The organism is Gardnerella sp. KA00255, assembly GCF_049244095.1.
GTDB classification, from domain to species: Bacteria; Actinomycetota; Actinomycetes; order Actinomycetales; family Bifidobacteriaceae; genus Bifidobacterium; species Bifidobacterium vaginale_F.
Window position 1 is genome coordinate 482,672 of sequence record NZ_CP058374.1, and the last position, 18,239, is coordinate 500,910.

Consider the following 18,239-nt stretch of genomic DNA (forward strand, 5'->3'; position numbering starts at 1 on the left):
CTCTATCCTATATATTTCCTATGTGCCAATTTTACATTGCTTTGTTTCACCATCGCATATTGCAGTGTAGTATCGATCCGCTTATGGCCAAGCAGTTGTTGCAATTGTTCGATCGGCATACCTTTGTCAATCGCCATCGTAGCAAGCGTGCAGCGGAACTTATGTGGATGAACTTTCGGAATATCCAGATGTTTACCCATTTCACGCAAGCGTGATTCTATGCCACCAATTTTAATTCTCTCATGCGGAGAACGCAAAGTGACGAATAGTGCCGGATTATCATCAGTGCGTTCTTGCAAGTAGTTAAGCAAATGAATCTTCGTTCGTGCATCAAAGTACACCATTCGTTCCTTACTGCCTTTACCGAACACCACACATTCTCGCTCTTCAAAGTTGATATCATCTCTGTTAAGGAGAACCAGTTCTCCAACACGCATTCCCGTTGAGGTAAGCATATCTATAAGTGCCAGATCTCTTGCTTCTTCGCAATTATCGCGCATTTTCTCCAAGGCTTCATCGGTGTATGTTTCTTTGATAGTTAAAGCCGCTTTAACCTTATGGATACGACGTGCCGGACTCTTTAGAATATAATTCTCATCCTCCAACCAAGAGAAGAAGCTCGATAGAATTCTTCTAATATTGTCCACAGTAACCTTGCTTGAGTTTTTCTCATGCTGATATTCTGTCAAATATGTACGCAGATCATCTGTTTCCAGCTCTCTGACATTCTTTTTAATTCTTGTTGTCATACATTCAATTGTTGCCCGATAGTAAGTTAACGACTTTTCAGAGCATCCCTCGATCCGCTTGGCTGCGAGAAAATTATTCAGAAACTGTTCATTTGTTAGCTCCGCATTAGCTTCTTCCTCTGTTTCACTTACTTCCTTATGGAACAATGCGTGTTCCAGGACTTCTTGCAGCTTTTCTAACTGCATATTGTTGAGGCAGCCGAGCATGCCTTGCATAACCTCATTGATTACTTTCTGTTTCATAGTCTATTCTCCTTTTCTATCGTAGAGAAAGACTACGGAGTGGCAATCCCTATTTTAACTCTCGTCACTCGCAAGAGTTATGGCTGTGCGTTAAACAAGAATTTAGTGGCTTAAAGGTCGATGTTGGAGACATCGAGTTCACCGGTCATTATTTTAGGTAATAACGTATCTCGAAGTTGTTCTAAACGACAAATTTCATCGTAATTGTTGCGAATAGTGGCATCCATTGGAGCAACTAGTACTTCAAATTCTTCAAGCTTTTCATTTGATGGTATAACGAGTGGCATTTCGTTCAGTGAATTTCTGTTAATTGAGCCAAACACAGTACCCTCTCCATTAAAAACACCTAACTGTTTTTTTAAGGAGAACATTGTGTAAAGCACGAAAGATTGATGATTATTCTTTGAGTGAATAGCTGCAAGTCCTCGACCGATACAACAATCAGTATGAGCAACATTTAGGTCACCGACAGGTGCTCGAACACTCATTAAAGTGTCATTAGCACAAGCCATTCGCTTCGGTTCAGTTGTATAGAGGCGAACAGTTGGAAATCTGAAACCAAATTCGGCTCGACCTTGGAAGAAAATTATGCCATTACCATGTTCGTTATAGCTACTGCCACTTGGGGACTGTCCCATTGTAATATTGGCTATATCGCTCAATGTGCCTTTTGTCCATTCTGAGCTTGCATTATCAATGAACATCTGCTTATATATTGCCTGTGCTTGCTCTTCTAAATTCTTGTTTATCTTATTATTCAGTTCAATCTTGTCATCTAATGATTTTAAGATATTTACAACTTTGTTTTGATCCTCATATGAGAATTTTGGCACTTCATATTCCATGATGGCTTTTTTATCACCACGCGGCATCTTTGTCCCTCTTGATGTAGCTATCGCATAATTGAAAAATGAATCATCAGCCAGTGCATAGTGCAGGAACTGACTGTTTATTACACCCTTAGCCCTAAATACAAGAACATCGTTTGAGCATCCTCCATCGAAAGTCGCATACCATATCTTCTTAAAATATGGTCGAATATTCGAGACCAGTACATCATTCTTCACAAAAGCCTGTGTCTGCTCCTGTGTGGGAATTGAAGCCGCTTGAGTTATACCACTCTTATTTGGTAGCATATTTTCTGTCGAAATATAGGTATTCTCATCAAGAGCTGATATCTTTATTTTTTCTTTTGCATACTCGCAGATGTCTGAAAGCTTATATCTCATACCCAATTGCCCCCAAATTCTTCTTGATTTCAGCCTCTAATTCATGCGATTTTGCAAACATTTCTGAAAGTTCAGAAGTAAGCCTCGTCATCTTCTCTTCAAATGGCTCTCCGTCATCATCCTTCTCTTCAATACCAACATATCTTCCTGGAGTAAGAATGTAATCTTGATTAGCTATACCTTCTGTTGTTGCTACTTTGCAAAAACCTTTAACATCTTCTAAAGTTCCATTTTGAAAAGCTTCAAACGTGTTGGATAATTTTTGTATATCGTCATCTGAAAGATCCCTATGCTTACGGTCAATCATATGACCCATATTCCTAGCATCAATAAAAACAGTTTTACCAGTCTGCTTCTTATTCTTCGTAATAAACCACAATGTAACTGGTATAGTAACGCTGTAGAAAAGCTGAGTCGGCATAGCAATAATGCCTTCTATTAAGTCATCTTCAATAATTTTCTTTCGTATGTCGAATTCTGAAGTAGTCGATGTAGACAAAGCACCATTAGCAAGAACAAGACCAATTTTCCCATTTGGAGCAAGATGATGAATCATATGCTGAATCCAAGCGTAATTAGCGTTTCCTGCAGGAGGAACTCCATACTTCCAACGAACATCATCAAGTAGTTTTTCTTGATTCCATGGATGATAATTGAAAGGAGGGTTAGCAAGAATAAAATCAGCTTTCAAAGTAGGATGCAAATCATTAGTAAAAGTATCTGCCTGATACGGTCCTAAATCAGCATCAATACCACGAATAGCCATATTGATTTTAGCCATCTTCCACGTATCTGGATTAGCTTCTTGTCCATAAACAGAAATAGTTCCACGGCGATGACTGTGAGCCTCAATAAACTTCTCAGACTGAACAAACATGCCACCACTACCGCAGCAGCAATCATACACGCGGCAATTATCAAACGGCTTTAATACAGAAACTAAGGTTTTTACAATGCTAGACGGAGTATAGAATTCTCCACCATCTTTACCTTCTACAGCTGCAAATTGTGCTATGCAATACTCATAAGTTCTTCCAATAATGTCTTCATCAAGTCCATTACCGCTCATATCAATACTATTTGTAAAAATATCAACAACATCACCAAGAACCTGCTTATCCAAATCAGGATTTGCATAATTTTTCGGCAATACGTTCTTAAGGCTCTTATTTTCTTGCTCAATAGCAACCATTGCATTATCGATGACTTTGCCAATTTCAGGAGTATGTGCTGCAGAAGCAATTACATTCCATCTTGCATTTTCTGGAACATAGAAAATATTATCAGCAAGATACTCGTCACGATCATTTTCAAAACCATCATTTTCTTCTACAAGTTCTTTATAACGCTTCTCGAATGCAGTAGAAACATACCTCAAAAAAATTAAGCCAATAATTACTTTGCGATATTCAGCAGCAGGAATATGACCCCACAACACGCATGCAGCATCCCATAATTGCTTTTCAAAACCTATATTCGCCGCATTTTTATCAGCCATCTATACAACCACCTATCTATTTGCAAAGCTTAATCATCCACAGAATAAATCTAGTATTAAGTTTACATCAATTAACGATTTACTAATTAAATCTAAACATAAAAGAGCGCAGCCATTGACACCACATATAACACCACTTATACTTTTATAAACACAACAAATACGCTATTTTAATGGGGAGTTAAATGTCACAATGGGACAAATTACTTAGAAGAATACTCAGCATATCCAAAGATATGCGATTTGATGAATTGAGAAAAGTATTAGAATCTTACGGATATGAAATGTGCAATCCACGAAGCGGAAGTAGCCATTATACTTTTCGCAAAGAACACGCAAACCCGATAACAATTCCAAAACATGAACCAATAAAAAAGATATACGTAGAAATGGTGAAAGCTGTAGTAGAAGCAGCAGACGAAGAAGAAAAATAGTAAAAAGTAGGAAATTGGATATGATAAAAACACTAACAAATAAAACACTCAGCTACTACATGTCACTACCGTATAAGCTGGAAATTGTGAAAGATCCGGATGAAGGTGGATTTGTGTCCTACTACCCTGATTTGCCAGGATGCATAAGTTCAGGAGACTCCGAACAGGAAGCAGCAGCAAATGCGCAGGACGCTAAGCATGCTTGGTTTGAAGCAGCTCTTGAAAGCAAAATCAACATAAAAGAGCCGTCTTACCATGAGCTGAATGACTATTCTGGCCAGTTCAAACTGCGCCTTCCTAAAGAATTACATAGGCAATTGGCTGAGCAATCTCAAGCCGAAGGCATAAGCATGAACCAGTATTGCGTGTATCTTCTTTCGCAAAATAACGCTATTGAACGCGTGCTTGAGCGAGCGTAGAAAATAAATACTTATACTAATTCAGTCTTAGTATTGTTTTCGACCTTACTTTCGATTTCTTCGGAAACATCTTTTACATTATCCTTGTTCTTACTAATACGATTAACTTCATCATCAACGAGTTTTCCTAATGTTTTCTCATCAATTTCAACTTTTTGAGCCGCAACAGATTCATCAGCAAATCTATTAAAGATTTCCTGTTTATTTTCAAGGACTTTTGTAATTCCTTCATCAATAGTTTTTTCAGCTAAAAGATGATAGACAATCACATCCATAGATTGACCCATACGATATGCTCTGGAAATTGCTTGATTCTCAGTAGACGGTTTAAGCTGAGGCTCACATATAACTACCACACTGGCGGATTGAATATTAAGACCGGTACCACCAGACATGATTTGAGACACCAACACACTTCCAGCTGGTGCATTATCAAATTCTTCAATAATCTTTATTCGTCTTTCTGGTGAAACCGAACCATTTATCAAACCAATGCACTTGTTTGAGAACACATCAACTACTTTATGCAAAGTATCCAAATAGAAAGAAAAAATAAGTACTTTTCTCTCCTCTAATTCTGCTTCTTCGACTATTTCCTTTAATAGTTTTGCCTTACTTGAGTTACGCATATCATCAACATTCCACGAAACTCGCCTAATAGCATGGAAATTACCACTCATCAAAGCTTTTTCGTATTCAGATTCTTCTTCTGTATTAAGCTGGCACCAAGATTTATTCTCAATTAACTCAGGAAGTTCAAATAAAACATCTTCTCGTTTTCTACGGTAATAAACAGGAGCTATTTTCTCTTTAAAAAGATCTGAAAGAACGAAACTTCTTGTACCAGCAATTTCGGCAGCAATATCCGGTTGCAATAATTTTATAAGTCTCACCATTTCACTAACTTTATTTTCAAGAGCAGTTCCTGTCATAAAAAGAATATTGTTAGCATGATTAAGAATTAATTTTGTATTCTGATAGCGTTTTGTTTCTGGATTTTTTATATAGTGAGCTTCATCTACAGTAATCATTGAGAATTCAAAATTATCTGGTAGGTTAAAATATGATGTCATTTCATAAGTTGTAACAGCAACACCACCATTGCTTATCCAATCTTTTAACGCAAATTCTCTATCTCTTTGAGAACCATGCACCTTAACTACTCTTAAATTACTAAATCTTTTAATTTCCTTGCACCAATTCACAATAATGCTTGCAGGACATATGACAATGAAATGAGTACCACCTTCATTTCTTAAAGAAACCATTGAAGCAATAGCTTGAACAGTTTTACCAAGTCCCATTTCATCACCAAGCAACACTCTTTTTTGGTGAAGGATATATTTCACACCCAATTGTTGGTATCGTCTAAGCTGACATGATAAACCATCTGACAATATAGGCTGTTTCTTAACTTCGCCAGCAAGCCCTTCAGGTAAACCATAAAAATCGTCAACACTTCCCAATAGCCACGGAACAAGATCTTCAATAACATTCGCACATTGAATCGGATTCTTCTGTAATTCATCCCACGGATCACAGCTAAAATTACGTATCTTATCTAAATTTTCTAAAGAAAGATGAGCTTGTTGACCATATTCACCAGCTAATATATCACTAAGCAACCTACAAGCTTCAATTGCGCGCTGTCTATTTTCATTTGACGCAAAAGCCCATCTCAAAAACCCTTTTGCCGGTTTAGCTTGTTCGACAGCTGACTCTATAACGGGAAAATACTTATCAGCTAAATTATTACTAACCTTCGTAAACCGACTAGTATACCTATAAAGAAAAGCAAAGCGAATGATATCTTCTACATCTTTGCTTTTATTGCTTAAACTAAGCTTCAGTTTAACTCTCTTTTTTAATTCTTCTACAGTTTCATTGACAATTCTTTTTATTTCAATTGCACCATTCTCGCTAATACCTCTAATAGCCGATAATTCATACACTGATGCTTTAAATACATCAGCAAAATTATTAAAACCAGCATTCTTAAGAATTGATACTCTTATACCTTTTTTCTCACGATTAACTTCTACAATCGAAACATTTTTTGCCATTCTGATAGCTTGATTAGATATATATTTTTGTGCAACATGCTCAAGAAGCGCCCTAGCCTCATCTTGTTTATTATTTAAAGAAACAAGATTGTATTGCAAATCTTTATGCAGCCTTATCAGATTCCTAGCATCTGAAAATGAAAATTCTCTTCTCATGTTTCTCCTTAAATCTGCAGCATTTTAACTTATTCTACTAGCAATCACTTGCAATCATCCGTAATTACTTGCAGCACAACTTCAATACCACTTCATATAACTCTCACTTTTTCAAAACATTAAAGCGCATCATAAAAAAACTGTACATATGTGAATGTCACTGTATATAAACAGTATACAAACTTCAGGATTCTACTACGTAATTCATGTTCGCAAAAAGATTAGTGATAGTCATATTGTGAAATAACCACACACTCCCCACAACACGCACAAAATCAAAATTGGTAAGACTCACATTCATGTAATAAGATTGTGCGCTAGATGTGCAATCACGCTGCAGCGTGAATTAAACAAAGCAGTTGAAGCACATACAATAATTTCAACAGAATTTAGCGGAATTAAATTAAACTAAATTAAACTAAATTAAATTAATTTCAGCAGAATTCAACAGAAATAAACAAAATTAAAACTAGATTCAACGACGAAAAGAGATTACCGATGACCAAGATTATTCAGATTGGCGCAAATCATGCTGGCACTGCCTGCGCTAACACCATTTTGAGCTACCCAGGAAACGATCTTACAATTTACGATCAGAATAGCAATATTTCCTTCCTTGGTTGCGGCATGGCTTTGTGGATTGGCAAGCAGATTCAAAGCAGCGATGGTCTGTTCTACCAGAAGCCAGAAGATTTCGTTAAAAAGGGCGCAAAAGTAAATCTTGAAAGCAAAGTTCTAGACATTGATTACGCAAAGAAAGAAGTAACAGTCGAACTTAAAGACGGCACTGTTATTCACGATTCTTACGATAAACTCGTTTTAGCTACTGGCAGCCTTCCAAACAAGCCACGCATTAAAGGCATTGATCTGGAAAACGTGCAAATGGTAAAGCTTTTCCAGAACGCGCAAACTGTTATTGCTAAGCTTCAAGAGCGCGATTTTAATAACGTTGTGGTTCTTGGCGGCGGATACATTGGCGTGGAACTTGCGGAAGCTTTTAAGCGCCTTGGCAAGAACGTGACTCTCATTGACATGGAAGACCATATTCTTAACGGCTACTTTGACCCAGAGTTTTCCGATAATTTGAAGAGAATTATGGAAGATAAAGGCATTAAGTTTGAGCTTGGTCAAACTGTTGAAGAGATTGTTGGAGATACTGAAGTCAAGGCTGTTAAAACCAGCAAGGGCACTTACGACGCAGACATGGTGATTTGCGCTATTGGATTCCACCCGAATGTTGCTCTTGGAAAAGATCACTTAAAGCAATACGAAAATGGCGCTTTCCTAGTTGACAAGAAGCAGCAAACTTCCGACCCAGACGTGTACGCTATTGGCGATTGCGCTACAATCTACGACAACGCTCGAAGCCGCGTAAACTACATTGCGCTCGCTACTAATGCCGTTCGAAGCGGCTTGATTGCAGGCCACAACGTTTGCGGAACTCCTGTAGAAACAGAGGGCGTGCAAGGCTCCAGTGCAATGATGATTTACGATTACAAGCTTGTTTGCACTGGTTTGAGCTTGACTGCCGCTCAAAAAGAAGGCATGGACGTTGATTACGTTGATTTTGAGGATACTCAAAAGCCTGCGTTTATGGAAGTTGAGAATCCAAAGGTGAAGATTCGCATTGTTTATAAGAAAGACACCAAGGTGATTGTTGGATGCCAGTTAGCGTCTAACTACGATATGTCTGCAGCAATCCACCTGTTCTCACTTGCCATTCAAAAGAAGGTCACGATTAAGGAACTTGCTTTGTGCGATATCTTCTTTATGCCTCACTTCAACCAGCCATACAACTACATTACGATGGCAGCTTACACGGCTTTGTTGAAGGGCTGATTAGACTTTTCTGATTAGCTTAGGCTGAATCGCTTTTTGCTGATTAGCTTATGATTAGCTTATGATTAGCTTAAATCGCGTTTATTAACCAAGCAATTTGTTCTATAATGGAGCAGTTGCTTGGTTTTTTAATCATCCGCGCACAAATCGCGAACCAAAACGCGCCTATTAGCGTGAAACCTGCAGATTAAAACAAAGGAGTCTAGGATGAAGCAGCTCTCTATTAAGCCGACTATTCACAAATTTGAAAATACGCGCGATTTTGCGCAAGAGTTCAAGCTTGGCAAGGGTGATTTGGTTATCACGAACCAGTACATTTGGGAGCCTTATTTTGGCAGCTTGAACCTTGATTGCAATGTGATTTTCCAGGAAAACTACGGCAAGGGTGAGCCGAGCGACGCAATGGTTGATGCAATCGTTAGTGACATTCACACAACTCCAAAGCGCGTGATTGGCATTGGCGGCGGCACTGTTTTGGACATTTCCAAGGTTTGTGCTTTGAAGCAAACAAGCCCGCTTGAAGATTTGGTCGACGGCAAGATTCCTGCGCAAAAAGGCGCGGATCTTATTCTTGTTCCAACTACTTGCGGCACTGGTTCCGAAGTTACGAACGTCGCAGTGTTCTCTCTTACCAAACGCAATACGAAAAAGGGTTTGGCGAACGATGCTTGCTACGCTACGGACGCGGTTCTTATTCCAGAATTGTTAAAGAGCCTACCGGATTACGTTTTTGCAACCAGCTCTATCGATGCTCTTACGCATTCGATTGAATCTGCTCTCTCCCCTATTGCAACCGACCTCACGAAAATGTTTAGTTACAAGGCTTGCGGACTTATTTTGCAAAGTTATATGCGAGTTGTTAAAGAAGGCATCAGTGCAAAAAGTCAAGTTGTAAGCGATTTGGTTTCTGCAAGTCTTTACGCTGGAATTGCGTTTGGTAATGCTGGTTGCGGTTGCGTGCACGCTATGGCTTATCCGCTTGGCGGCACTTTCCACGTTGCTCACGGCGAGACGAATGCTGCTCTTCTTACAAGCGTTTTGCGCTACTATGCTAAGCATGATGCGGAAAACAGCGATTGTGCAGAAAATACTGCAAATAACGAAAATACTGAGCTTTCGAAGCTTTTCGACTTTATGGCCAATATTCTCGAATGCCAGAAATCAGACGTATTAGACAAGCTCGACGAAGTGCTTAACACGATTCTTCCTAAGCACAAGCTTCACGAGTATGGCATGAGCGAAGATATGATTCAAAGCTGGGCTGCAAGCGTTGTTAAGGAGCAGCAGCGACTTTTGAAGAATTCGTACATGCATATGGACGAGTCTGCTATCGCCGAAGTCTACGCGTCTACTTTCTAAAGTTAAAGTCAGATGCCATATTTATGAAGTAGCTAAATTAAGCGAGCTTCCCCCGATTTTGTTTACTTACACACCCAATAAGTAAACAAAACCAAGAACACTACCCCGAAATTGTTTACTTACACACCCCAAAAGTAAACAAAACCAAGAACACCTCCCCGATTTTGTTTACTTATCAGGCATATAAGTCCACAAAACTGAGCGCGACGACACACTCGAGCGTCAAATTCACCAATCAAGGACACTGGTGCAGAACGCGTACTGCACCAGTGTCTTAAGATAGGCAAAATCTGACCCTAGTGCAGAAACCATACTGCGCCAGTGTCAAAAGATAAGCAAAATCTGCCCTGCCTTCGTCTTTACTGACTCAGGCAAACCTCGCTCGCGTTGAAAGCGCACTGTGCTTCACAATTAAGCCAAATCACGCTTACAGCCACACAATTAGATGCTTGGCGCGCAAAAGCTTGTTACGACGGCGATTGCGTATTGTAATCACGATCATCGCTACGAGAATAGACGTGCAGAACGCCATTGCAATCACGAATAGCGTCATCCAAAGCGGCCATTGCACGCGATCCTCCGGCGGCTTCACGAGATCCGGCAGCACGCGATACCCTGTCACCAAAAGCCTATGCGAGTTCACACCATACGGGGTACAGGTAAGCAGAGTCGCTAAATCGCTCCCCTTTTCACGCTGAAGCAAGCTTATATCGTGCGGCTCAACCACATTGATTCTGGACACTTTGTATCGCAAAGTCTCGCCTTGCACGTCAAAATAGAAAAAGTCGCCCTTCTTTAAATCCACCAAATCATCAAACATTGTGGCATCGGCAAGACCAGTGTGCGCCGTCACAACAGAATGACGATTCTTACCCCCAACCGGCAAATCCGTGCCATACAAATGACCAGCACCATGCGCCAAAACCTTTTGCGAACTACCGTGATAAACAGGAAGTTTTACACCAATTTTTGGAATTTTTACGATGCCTATAATGCCCATCGGCTCATCAAGCGCCTTGAGATAGCGCTTGTACTCAGGCGTATTAGCTATATCCTTTTGACCATCCGAACCATACGGATCCGTAGCAAGCTTGCTTTCGCGCGTTTTATTGTAAAGCTTTGCGGCACGAATGTGCGCACGGCGAACTTCACTAGCCTGACTGTGGTTATATTTGTCGTATGCGTTAGAAATTTCCTTAGATACGCGATTATTCCAAAGCGTTGACGCAACAGGATACGTAAAGCACAAAATTCCTGCCAGCACGAATGCGATTGGCTCGATGATGCGGCGGAGCTTGGATTTTGGTTTTTTCGTTGGCTTTGTTTGGGATTTCGCTGCGGATGAGGCTTGGGTTGGAGTCGAGACGGTTTCAGTAGTTGCGTCTATTGCTTGAGCAGAGGATTTTGCTTTGTTCTGCTTGAAGAAAGCATATACTTTCGTAACAACATCGTTTAATTTCATGCTTCCTCGTTTCGTTGGATTTAGATTTGATTTATGATTTATTTATTTTTTGCTCGCTAGCTCGCTTACGAAACTCAAGCTGAAAGTCCACTGGACTTTCAACGCAAGCGAAGATATGGCTGTGGCGGTGAGGAATAAGGATTACTTGTCTCGCAGACGTTACGCTCTCGTACAGTACATGGTTTTTAATGCTTGTGCTACTAGTGTTTGGATTCTTAGTTAAGTTTTGATTCCCAATAGGATTGGATTATGTGAAAGTCTGTTTAGAATCGCTCCACTCTTATATTGCTCGACCAAGCAATCCTTATCCCTCACTACTACTTGGTATGCACACATGGGCGAAAAATCTCAAATCTCTGCCTACTTGGTAGCAAAGCAGATTCCAACCAAACCCTCACTAGATCTAGCAAATCGACTTGCATGAGCGCTTAAAGCACATGAATATTGGAGCCGAGAGCAACAAGTCGTCCCAGCTCCAATATTTATGCCATCAATCAGGCAGCCAATCAATCAGGCAGCCAATCGATCACGCGACCAGCAATCACACTGCCATCAATCAGGCAGCCTGCTGCTCCTCATCATTCTTGCGATTGCGCAAGAATATGAACATTCCAACAGCAACCAAGCACATGCCAGCCAACGCGAAGATAATCACGCCATAAGCACCAGTCTTTGGAAGTTTGAACCAGGATACATTGTCCTTAGTTGGGACGTTTTCTATGGTAACCACTTGAGCTTGAGCATTATTTGCAGCGGTCTCCAATTTAACTTCATAAACCTTAGTAGAGCGAACAAATCCTTCTGGAGCCTTAACCTCAACAAGGTAGAACGTCTGACCAACCTTGGCAGAATAATCATCTGTAGTGCCACTATCACCAGTTTTCTTAGTTCCAAATCCACTAAGAGCAGAATTGCAATTATCCCCAGTAGGATCATTCGCACACTTCTGAGCTATTTCTTTAGATGCTTCGCCTTCATCACCAGCGAATGCTTTGAATTCTGCATCTTTTATAGTTTTATTCGAATCAGTTCCATTAACCTTCAAGATATGGAATTTACGGAACTCGTTATCCGCACTTCCTCCAGGAATTATCTTGTCAGGGACGCCATCGCCATGACCTGGAACAAATCCAGACTTGTTAGTTAATTTCTTATCACTACCAGTGAAATTAGAAAGATCATTTTTTAGCTTAAGTTCCAACTTAACCTTTACGCTAACATCAGCATTATTGGCATCATTTACAGCAGTTGCAATTTTTTCAAGACCATCTTGTGTAAATGTAACCTTGATGCGAGTACGATCCGCTTCTGGGCTATCTGATTTAGAATTATCATGACTTTCTTTTTCAACATTGTAATAGGTTTTACCATTTGAATTTTCAAGTTTACTATCACCAATACTAACTTCTTTAACGACGCCAGTATCTACAGATTCATATGCATCAGTTACAGCATCATCGAAGACAGCAAAACCCTTAAGCTCATCCTTTGTAATTCCTTTATCACTGTCAGCAGCATCAGATTTTTTCTTATTAACTTTTGCAGTAATGGTGTAAGGCAATGTGTCACCAGCACCAACAATCTTTCCACTATCAGCAGTCTTGGTTACATTATCCTTAACGTTGTTGTTCTTAGGATCAACTGACACTTCATATGTATAAGTGTTGCTAGTAGATTCCTTTGCACGTGTAATCTCAGGAACTGTCATGAAGAATGGCTTCACATCAGTAGCATAATTAGTAGGAGCAGACTTTTCCTTTACCAAATATAAGCCTAAATCAACGTTATCAAAGACAGCTTGACCCTGACCTTCGGTGGTCTTTTCTTTCACATCACCCAATATAAGTTTTGTTTCATCAAGAGGCGTGGAATTAAGCTGCTTTACTTTAGCAGCAAGCTTAGTCCATCCGTCAAAAGAAGTTAAATCTACACTAAGGCCCGTAGGGTCATTATCACTCTTAATAAGAGTAACCTTTTGAATTGTAAAAATTGCACCATTCAAAGGCTTATTACCGTCAGATGAATCCTTCTTGTTAATAGTGATTTTGCCCTTTTGCGCCTTGCATGCAGTATTCCAAGGTGCTTGATTATTGCAGGTGTCAGCCGCCCAAGCAGAGTTACCAACCACCACGGCGCCAGCGACGCACAGCGTGCCAGCCATTGCGAGCGAGGCGAATGCAGCCACGCATTGTTTAGTGAATTTATTCACTTTCTTCTCCTTTGTTCGGTGCCCTTTAAGGGCAGGGTTTGAGGAAAATACGTTTATTTTTTAATGTTTAGTGTTGTATTTTTTATTGTTTAGTGTTGTATTTCGTGTTTTATTTATTGTTTTGTTTATTGTTTTGTTTATTTTGTGTTTCGCTTTATGTTGCGCATAACATTGCGCGTCACATTGTGCGTCACATTGCACCTTGTGTTTCGCATAGCATTGCGCAACAAGTTTTAGCGAGAATCGCAACGCAAGCTTGCAGTCAGTTATGTCTTGCGACTAACCAGCCAGCAGGATTGCGTGCAAATTTTTTCATCAGCATCGCCGCCTTTCGCTACGTCGCCTTAAAGCGCGAAGCTTTTTGGCAGTTTTGCAGATGAAATCTTTAATTTGCACATTGCGAATCAGTGTATTTAGCAACGACTTCTTACACAACAAAACCTTGGGAATCGCTGCCTTACGCAGCAACATCGCCTTACGCAACAACACCGCCTTACGCAGCAACATCGCCTTACGCAGCAACATCTCAAGCACCGCGCGCCCCCACTTGGTTTGCTCAAGGAAGAACCCAACCGCCATCACGCCCGTGCCAATCACAGCAAACGCTCCAAGCAGCACGTTCCAGTTCACTCCGCCGGTCTTTGGCAGCGCGAATTTGTCAACAACAGTTACTGGGAAGAATTTGACAGCATAGTCAACGCCACTCTTGTCGGTAAAGCCCATAGCAGTAGCAAAGTCATTATCAGTAACGCTAATCTTGCTATTCTTAATAGCGTTCTTATACTTACCCAAATCCTCAAGCTTCATCGCGAGCACAACGCAATAATATTTGCCAGACTTCGTAGGAGCTTTGCTGCTGGTGATAGTTCCGCTCGCACGCTCCATAGTGTCGCCAGTGGTATCGAACAAAAGATACTTACCTTCAGGATTGCAGCCATCACCTTTCTTACCACTCTTACGGCAAGTTTCCTGCTGTTGGAAGTCCGCATGATCCCACGCCTTCTGCCAATTAAGCTTGAAGAACAGATTATCGAGATTCTCACTCCAGGTATGAGTTGTACTCTTTTTAACTTCATCACTGTCGTCTCTGCACAAAGCTCTAAGCGTAATACCTTCACGCTTGGCTGTGGACCACGAGTCAATGCCCATATCCTTCAGCAAGCCAACGCCTTTCATAACAACAATTCCATTCGTGCTATCTACAGGCCCAGTAAACTTGCCATTTTCATACTGCTTGTAAACGTTAAGATGCAAATCGTTGTCACCAATAGCTGGTCTAGTAACCTTCACCTTTGCGTACACAGGGTGACCGTAGTTAATCGAATCCTCCTGATCCGTGGAACTTCCATCCGGGTAGTGCACAACAACCTCTGCCCAATACTCGCCCTCATCCTGCCACTTATCAGGCCTAAAAGTAACGGAGCCTTTGCCGGTAGCGTTCTTATCTTTTGCTTCTTGCTTACCTTCAGCTTTGTTGTCTTCGCCGCCTTCAAAATTCGCCCAAGGCAAACTTTTTGATCCAGAGTTACTAATATCGCTAGCCTTAACAAAGCGCTTAATACTAAACCACGTGCCTTTAGGCAAAGGAACATCATCTTCAACTCCGCCCAAATCATCTTCTGAAACGCCATTAGCGGTTACTTGCTTGCCGTCTACTGTGATATGCGCATAACTCTTTGGCGTCGAAGAACTGTTATCAGTCTGATTTTTAAACGCACCTGCTCGAACAGTCGGAATTTTTACGTAAGTCGGATTGTATCTTTGGTTGTCTTTAAGTTTGACGCTAAATTTAAAAGTATTATCCGCCCATTCCGCAGTTCGCTTAGAGCCAGCACTAGATGAGCCAGATCCACCAGATGAGCCAGCACTAGATGAGCTAGATCCGCCAGAGCCACTATTATAATTCGCTCCAAAATCGAACAATTTGCTATGATTTTTCGCATTCTTTGCTTCAGAATCAAACTTTTTTAACCAATCAGATCCTTCATGGAACGCACACACTTTGCACTCGAAATTGCCACTCTTCTTAGGCTTTCCATCAATTACCGCGCGCGAACGCTCCAAAGTGTGCACATTGTACGAATCGCTAATTAAATAGTTGTAAACAAACGGCTCAACATTGCATTTCCCAGTTCTCTTACACTCTCTTTCCTGACTCTCGCTGGCATGATCCCACGAATGATAATCCGTAAAGCGTAGACCATTTATTATTCCGGCATAACTTTGATTCGCCGAACCAGCAGAACTTTGATTCCCAGAAGACTCACGCTTCCCAGAACCAGAAAACTTCTGCTCCCCATCAGGCGGAGTAAGTACCGTAAAACTTTTGTTGTCATTCTCTTCGTGACACACAGCGCGGAACTTAATTTTCCCAATGCCATTCCACGACCACGAGTCGAGTACTATCTTCTTATCTGCGTCAATTTTGCGTATATTTTTATAGTCGTTTTCGCTATATCTGCGATACATTTTATGGTCAGTATCACTACTATTTGAATCATGCATACCCTTGCCTTCATGAAGGTCAAGGTGTAAATCGTTTGCTATCGGATCATGCCTAGTAACTTTAACTGGAGCATACACAACGCTTTTTTGCTTGTCATCCTTAGTTTTTCCACCATTGCAAACATTGCCTGCGTTCAAGTCTTCAGAAGTAGATCCATCTGGATACTTTACAATAACAGGAGTGTTATAAGGATTTGCACGCGGGTGAATAACTTTGCTTGGCGCAAAATGTACGATGCCATCTTTTTCGTGATTTTTACTAATATCCGACCAAGACAATGTTTCATCGCCTATTGGCTCATTTCCGCCAAAATAGTACGTATTCCTTTTCGGCTTATTATTACGCGCCAACTCAAACTTTGTATCTTTCGGGAAGTAATTTTTACCGTACTTAGCAATAGCATTACTAACTAAAACACTATCCGGATTACAAGTTTTAACCTCGTTAAAAGGCTTCTCGCTATCCTTGCCATTGTTGAAAATATTGTTAAAATCTGCTTCTGTTTGATTGTATTTAGGGCTATGCAAAGAGGCTTGAGGAAGCACGCGAATTGTGAGAGGGTGACTTCGTACAATTCGATTATTACCATAATCAAGATTGAATGATCCAGGCGCTGGATACTTGATTTCTATAGAAAACGTAAGCAGGCCATCGTCCTGTCCGCGCGTTTTTCTTTTCCAATCCGTAGGCAAAGGATTATATGTTACTTTACCTCTGTACCTATCTATTTTGACGCAACCCTTATCCCTGCTAACATTACAACCGCTAGAAGTTCCGTTATCTTCACGAACACCACTAGGTAATTTTCCATTAAACCTGTATTCTATGTGTTTTTCGTCAATCTTTACAGGCAAATCTGTTGTTGTAAGGTTTTCAGTATCTTGGCTAAATGTATCTAAAATTCCACCTTTTTGTTTAGGATCTCCAAACCAATTAGTGTTCCAGTTTCCCCTACTACCCCAGTTAATTATTTTTGAAAAAGGTTTAACGTTTATAGTTGTTCCATACGTAGTAATTGGAACATTATCGGTCCAACCGTAATCAGTTGCAGTACTGTTTCCTGGCTTTGAAAAATCTTTAAGCATATTGCGCCTGTACACAGGGTACTTAATCTGATCAGTGTCATTAGGATGCATGGAGTATCTATAACTGAGATTATCTGGTATACCGTCACCATCACTATCGAATGGACCAATAATCATAAACTTATTTTTGCGACTATTACCAGCACCCTTGCTTCTATCTCTTTCACTTGTAAATCCTGCAACTATAGGCATGCGATAGAGATCATCTGCAGAATGATTATTATCAAATTTTGCTGTAATTCTCCAATGATACTCAGGAGAAATTGCAAAACCTTTCCCATAGTTAATGTTTATTTTATCGAAAAAACCTACTCCAAATTTTCCTTCATTTTTCCACGCGTAGAGTTCTTTTACTGAGTACTTTGTTGGAATGCCATTTTTCATGTAACTTATATGCGACATTTGGCCAGAGCCAACACCTAAATCTCCACTTGCTGGACCAACACTATTATTCCAAGGACCGTCACATGTAGAACCAAAATCACAAGAATTAGCATTATTATAAATATTGAGATAACCTTCATGCGCGCGTTGAAGATGAGTTCTCTGCATACGATCTCTGTCGAAATAATACTTAATTCGTTCCACAGTTATAGAGGATTTATCAAGACCATTTGGAAGAAAAGCATACAATGTTGGATTTGTTCCAAAAGGACGGTTTATTCCAGAATCATCAGCAAAATTTTTTCCATAACTAGAGCCTAATTCCCTTTTGTTATAGCCTTTAGGATTAAAAGTAATCTCCCACGTTATTGACTTATTATCTTGGGAAACTTGCGGATTAATATATACGTCTCGCTCTGCAGTTGTTGCGTCATTTGATGCCTTGCTGATTGGTTTGCCATTGTTATCTTCGGTTGTGGCAGCGAGGTAACCGTAGCCACCGTATCGCCAATAGATATCGTATGCGCCGGCTTTTTCGGTTGGGAGCATAATAAAAGTTGCGAAAAGTGTGACGACGGCGATTAGGAGCGCGAGGATTGCGCAG

11 protein-coding genes are annotated in these 18,239 nt (G+C 40.4%); 4 read left to right on the forward strand and 7 right to left on the reverse strand.

Annotated elements, in window-relative coordinates; all coding sequences use genetic code 11:
• Positions 1-2 precede the first annotated feature (2 nt).
• The 3 genes from xerA to HXT51_RS01875 all read right to left on the reverse strand — a co-directional run bounded on the left by xerA (position 3) and on the right by HXT51_RS01875 (position 3,719).
• Positions 3-992, reverse strand: a complete 990-nt coding sequence (gene xerA, locus HXT51_RS01865) for a site-specific tyrosine recombinase/integron integrase (protein WP_421776637.1) — start codon at positions 990-992, stop codon at positions 3-5.
• 110 nt (positions 993-1,102) lie between these two features.
• Entirely contained in the window at positions 1,103-2,221 is a 1,119-nt protein-coding gene (locus HXT51_RS01870) for a restriction endonuclease subunit S (protein WP_421776638.1), read from the reverse strand.
• Entirely contained in the window at positions 2,211-3,719 is a 1,509-nt protein-coding gene (locus HXT51_RS01875; protein WP_421776639.1) for an N-6 DNA methylase, read from the reverse strand. The genes HXT51_RS01870 and HXT51_RS01875 overlap by 11 nt, the downstream gene beginning before the upstream one ends.
• A 185-nt stretch (positions 3,720-3,904) precedes the next feature.
• On the opposite strand from HXT51_RS01875, the gene HXT51_RS01880 reads away from it, so the two are divergent.
• Together HXT51_RS01880 and HXT51_RS01885 are read left to right on the forward strand one after the other, a co-directional pair.
• Complete coding sequence (locus HXT51_RS01880) at positions 3,905-4,153, forward strand: type II toxin-antitoxin system HicA family toxin (RefSeq protein ID WP_421776640.1); 249 nt, start codon at positions 3,905-3,907, stop codon at positions 4,151-4,153.
• A gap of 20 nt (positions 4,154-4,173) precedes the next feature.
• Positions 4,174-4,572: a toxin-antitoxin system HicB family antitoxin gene (locus HXT51_RS01885; protein ID WP_421776641.1), complete on the forward strand. Its 399-nt coding sequence runs from the start codon at positions 4,174-4,176 to the stop codon at positions 4,570-4,572.
• Positions 4,573-4,583: 11 nt separating this feature from the next.
• Here the strand turns inward: HXT51_RS01885 and HXT51_RS01890 are convergent, their stop codons facing one another.
• On the reverse strand, positions 4,584-6,791 hold the full coding sequence (locus HXT51_RS01890) for an SNF2-related protein (RefSeq protein WP_421776642.1): 2,208 nt from the start codon (positions 6,789-6,791) through the stop codon (positions 4,584-4,586).
• A 498-nt stretch (positions 6,792-7,289) separates the two neighbouring features.
• Between HXT51_RS01890 and nox the strand changes: the two genes are divergently transcribed.
• Both nox and HXT51_RS01900 read left to right on the forward strand, forming a co-directional pair.
• Positions 7,290-8,630 carry a H2O-forming NADH oxidase gene (gene nox / locus HXT51_RS01895; RefSeq protein ID WP_421776643.1) on the forward strand — a complete coding sequence of 447 codons (1,341 nt, stop codon included), beginning with the start codon at positions 7,290-7,292 and terminating at the stop codon, positions 8,628-8,630.
• A gap of 207 nt (positions 8,631-8,837) precedes the next feature.
• Positions 8,838-9,989 carry a 4-hydroxybutyrate dehydrogenase gene (locus HXT51_RS01900; RefSeq protein ID WP_421776644.1) on the forward strand — a complete coding sequence of 384 codons (1,152 nt, stop codon included), beginning with the start codon at positions 8,838-8,840 and terminating at the stop codon, positions 9,987-9,989.
• Positions 9,990-10,416: 427 nt separating this feature from the next.
• On the opposite strand, the gene HXT51_RS01905 is transcribed toward HXT51_RS01900, so the two are convergent.
• The 3 genes from HXT51_RS01905 to HXT51_RS01915 form a co-directional block, all read right to left on the reverse strand.
• The gene (locus HXT51_RS01905) at positions 10,417-11,451 is read right to left on the reverse strand and encodes a class C sortase (RefSeq protein ID WP_421776645.1); all 1,035 of its coding nucleotides are present in this window, start codon (positions 11,449-11,451) and stop codon (positions 10,417-10,419) included.
• A 556-nt stretch (positions 11,452-12,007) separates the two neighbouring features.
• The gene (locus HXT51_RS01910) at positions 12,008-13,660 is read right to left on the reverse strand and encodes a SpaH/EbpB family LPXTG-anchored major pilin (RefSeq protein ID WP_421776646.1); all 1,653 of its coding nucleotides are present in this window, start codon (positions 13,658-13,660) and stop codon (positions 12,008-12,010) included.
• Between the two features lie 315 nt (positions 13,661-13,975).
• Entirely contained in the window at positions 13,976-18,184 is a 4,209-nt protein-coding gene (locus tag HXT51_RS01915) for a hypothetical protein (protein WP_421776647.1), read from the reverse strand.
• Between the last annotated feature and the right edge of the window lie 55 nt (positions 18,185-18,239).

Bases quoted from the DNA above. Each gene is read 5' to 3' on its own strand.
- xerA (WP_421776637.1), bottom strand. From the start codon at position 992: ATGAAACAGAAAGTAATCAATGAGGTTATGCAAGGCATGCTCGGCTGC.
- HXT51_RS01870 (WP_421776638.1), bottom strand. From the start codon at position 2,221: ATGAGATATAAGCTTTCAGACATCTGCGAGTATGCAAAAGAAAAAATA.
- HXT51_RS01875 (WP_421776639.1), bottom strand. From the start codon at position 3,719: ATGGCTGATAAAAATGCGGCGAATATAGGTTTTGAAAAGCAATTATGG.
- HXT51_RS01880 (WP_421776640.1), top strand. From the start codon at position 3,905: ATGTCACAATGGGACAAATTACTTAGAAGAATACTCAGCATATCCAAA.
- HXT51_RS01885 (WP_421776641.1), top strand. From the start codon at position 4,174: ATGATAAAAACACTAACAAATAAAACACTCAGCTACTACATGTCACTA.
- HXT51_RS01890 (WP_421776642.1), bottom strand. From the start codon at position 6,791: ATGAGAAGAGAATTTTCATTTTCAGATGCTAGGAATCTGATAAGGCTG.
- nox (WP_421776643.1), top strand. From the start codon at position 7,290: ATGACCAAGATTATTCAGATTGGCGCAAATCATGCTGGCACTGCCTGC.
- HXT51_RS01900 (WP_421776644.1), top strand. From the start codon at position 8,838: ATGAAGCAGCTCTCTATTAAGCCGACTATTCACAAATTTGAAAATACG.
- HXT51_RS01905 (WP_421776645.1), bottom strand. From the start codon at position 11,451: ATGAAATTAAACGATGTTGTTACGAAAGTATATGCTTTCTTCAAGCAG.
- HXT51_RS01915 (WP_421776647.1), bottom strand. From the start codon at position 18,184: ATGCTCCCAACCGAAAAAGCCGGCGCATACGATATCTATTGGCGATAC.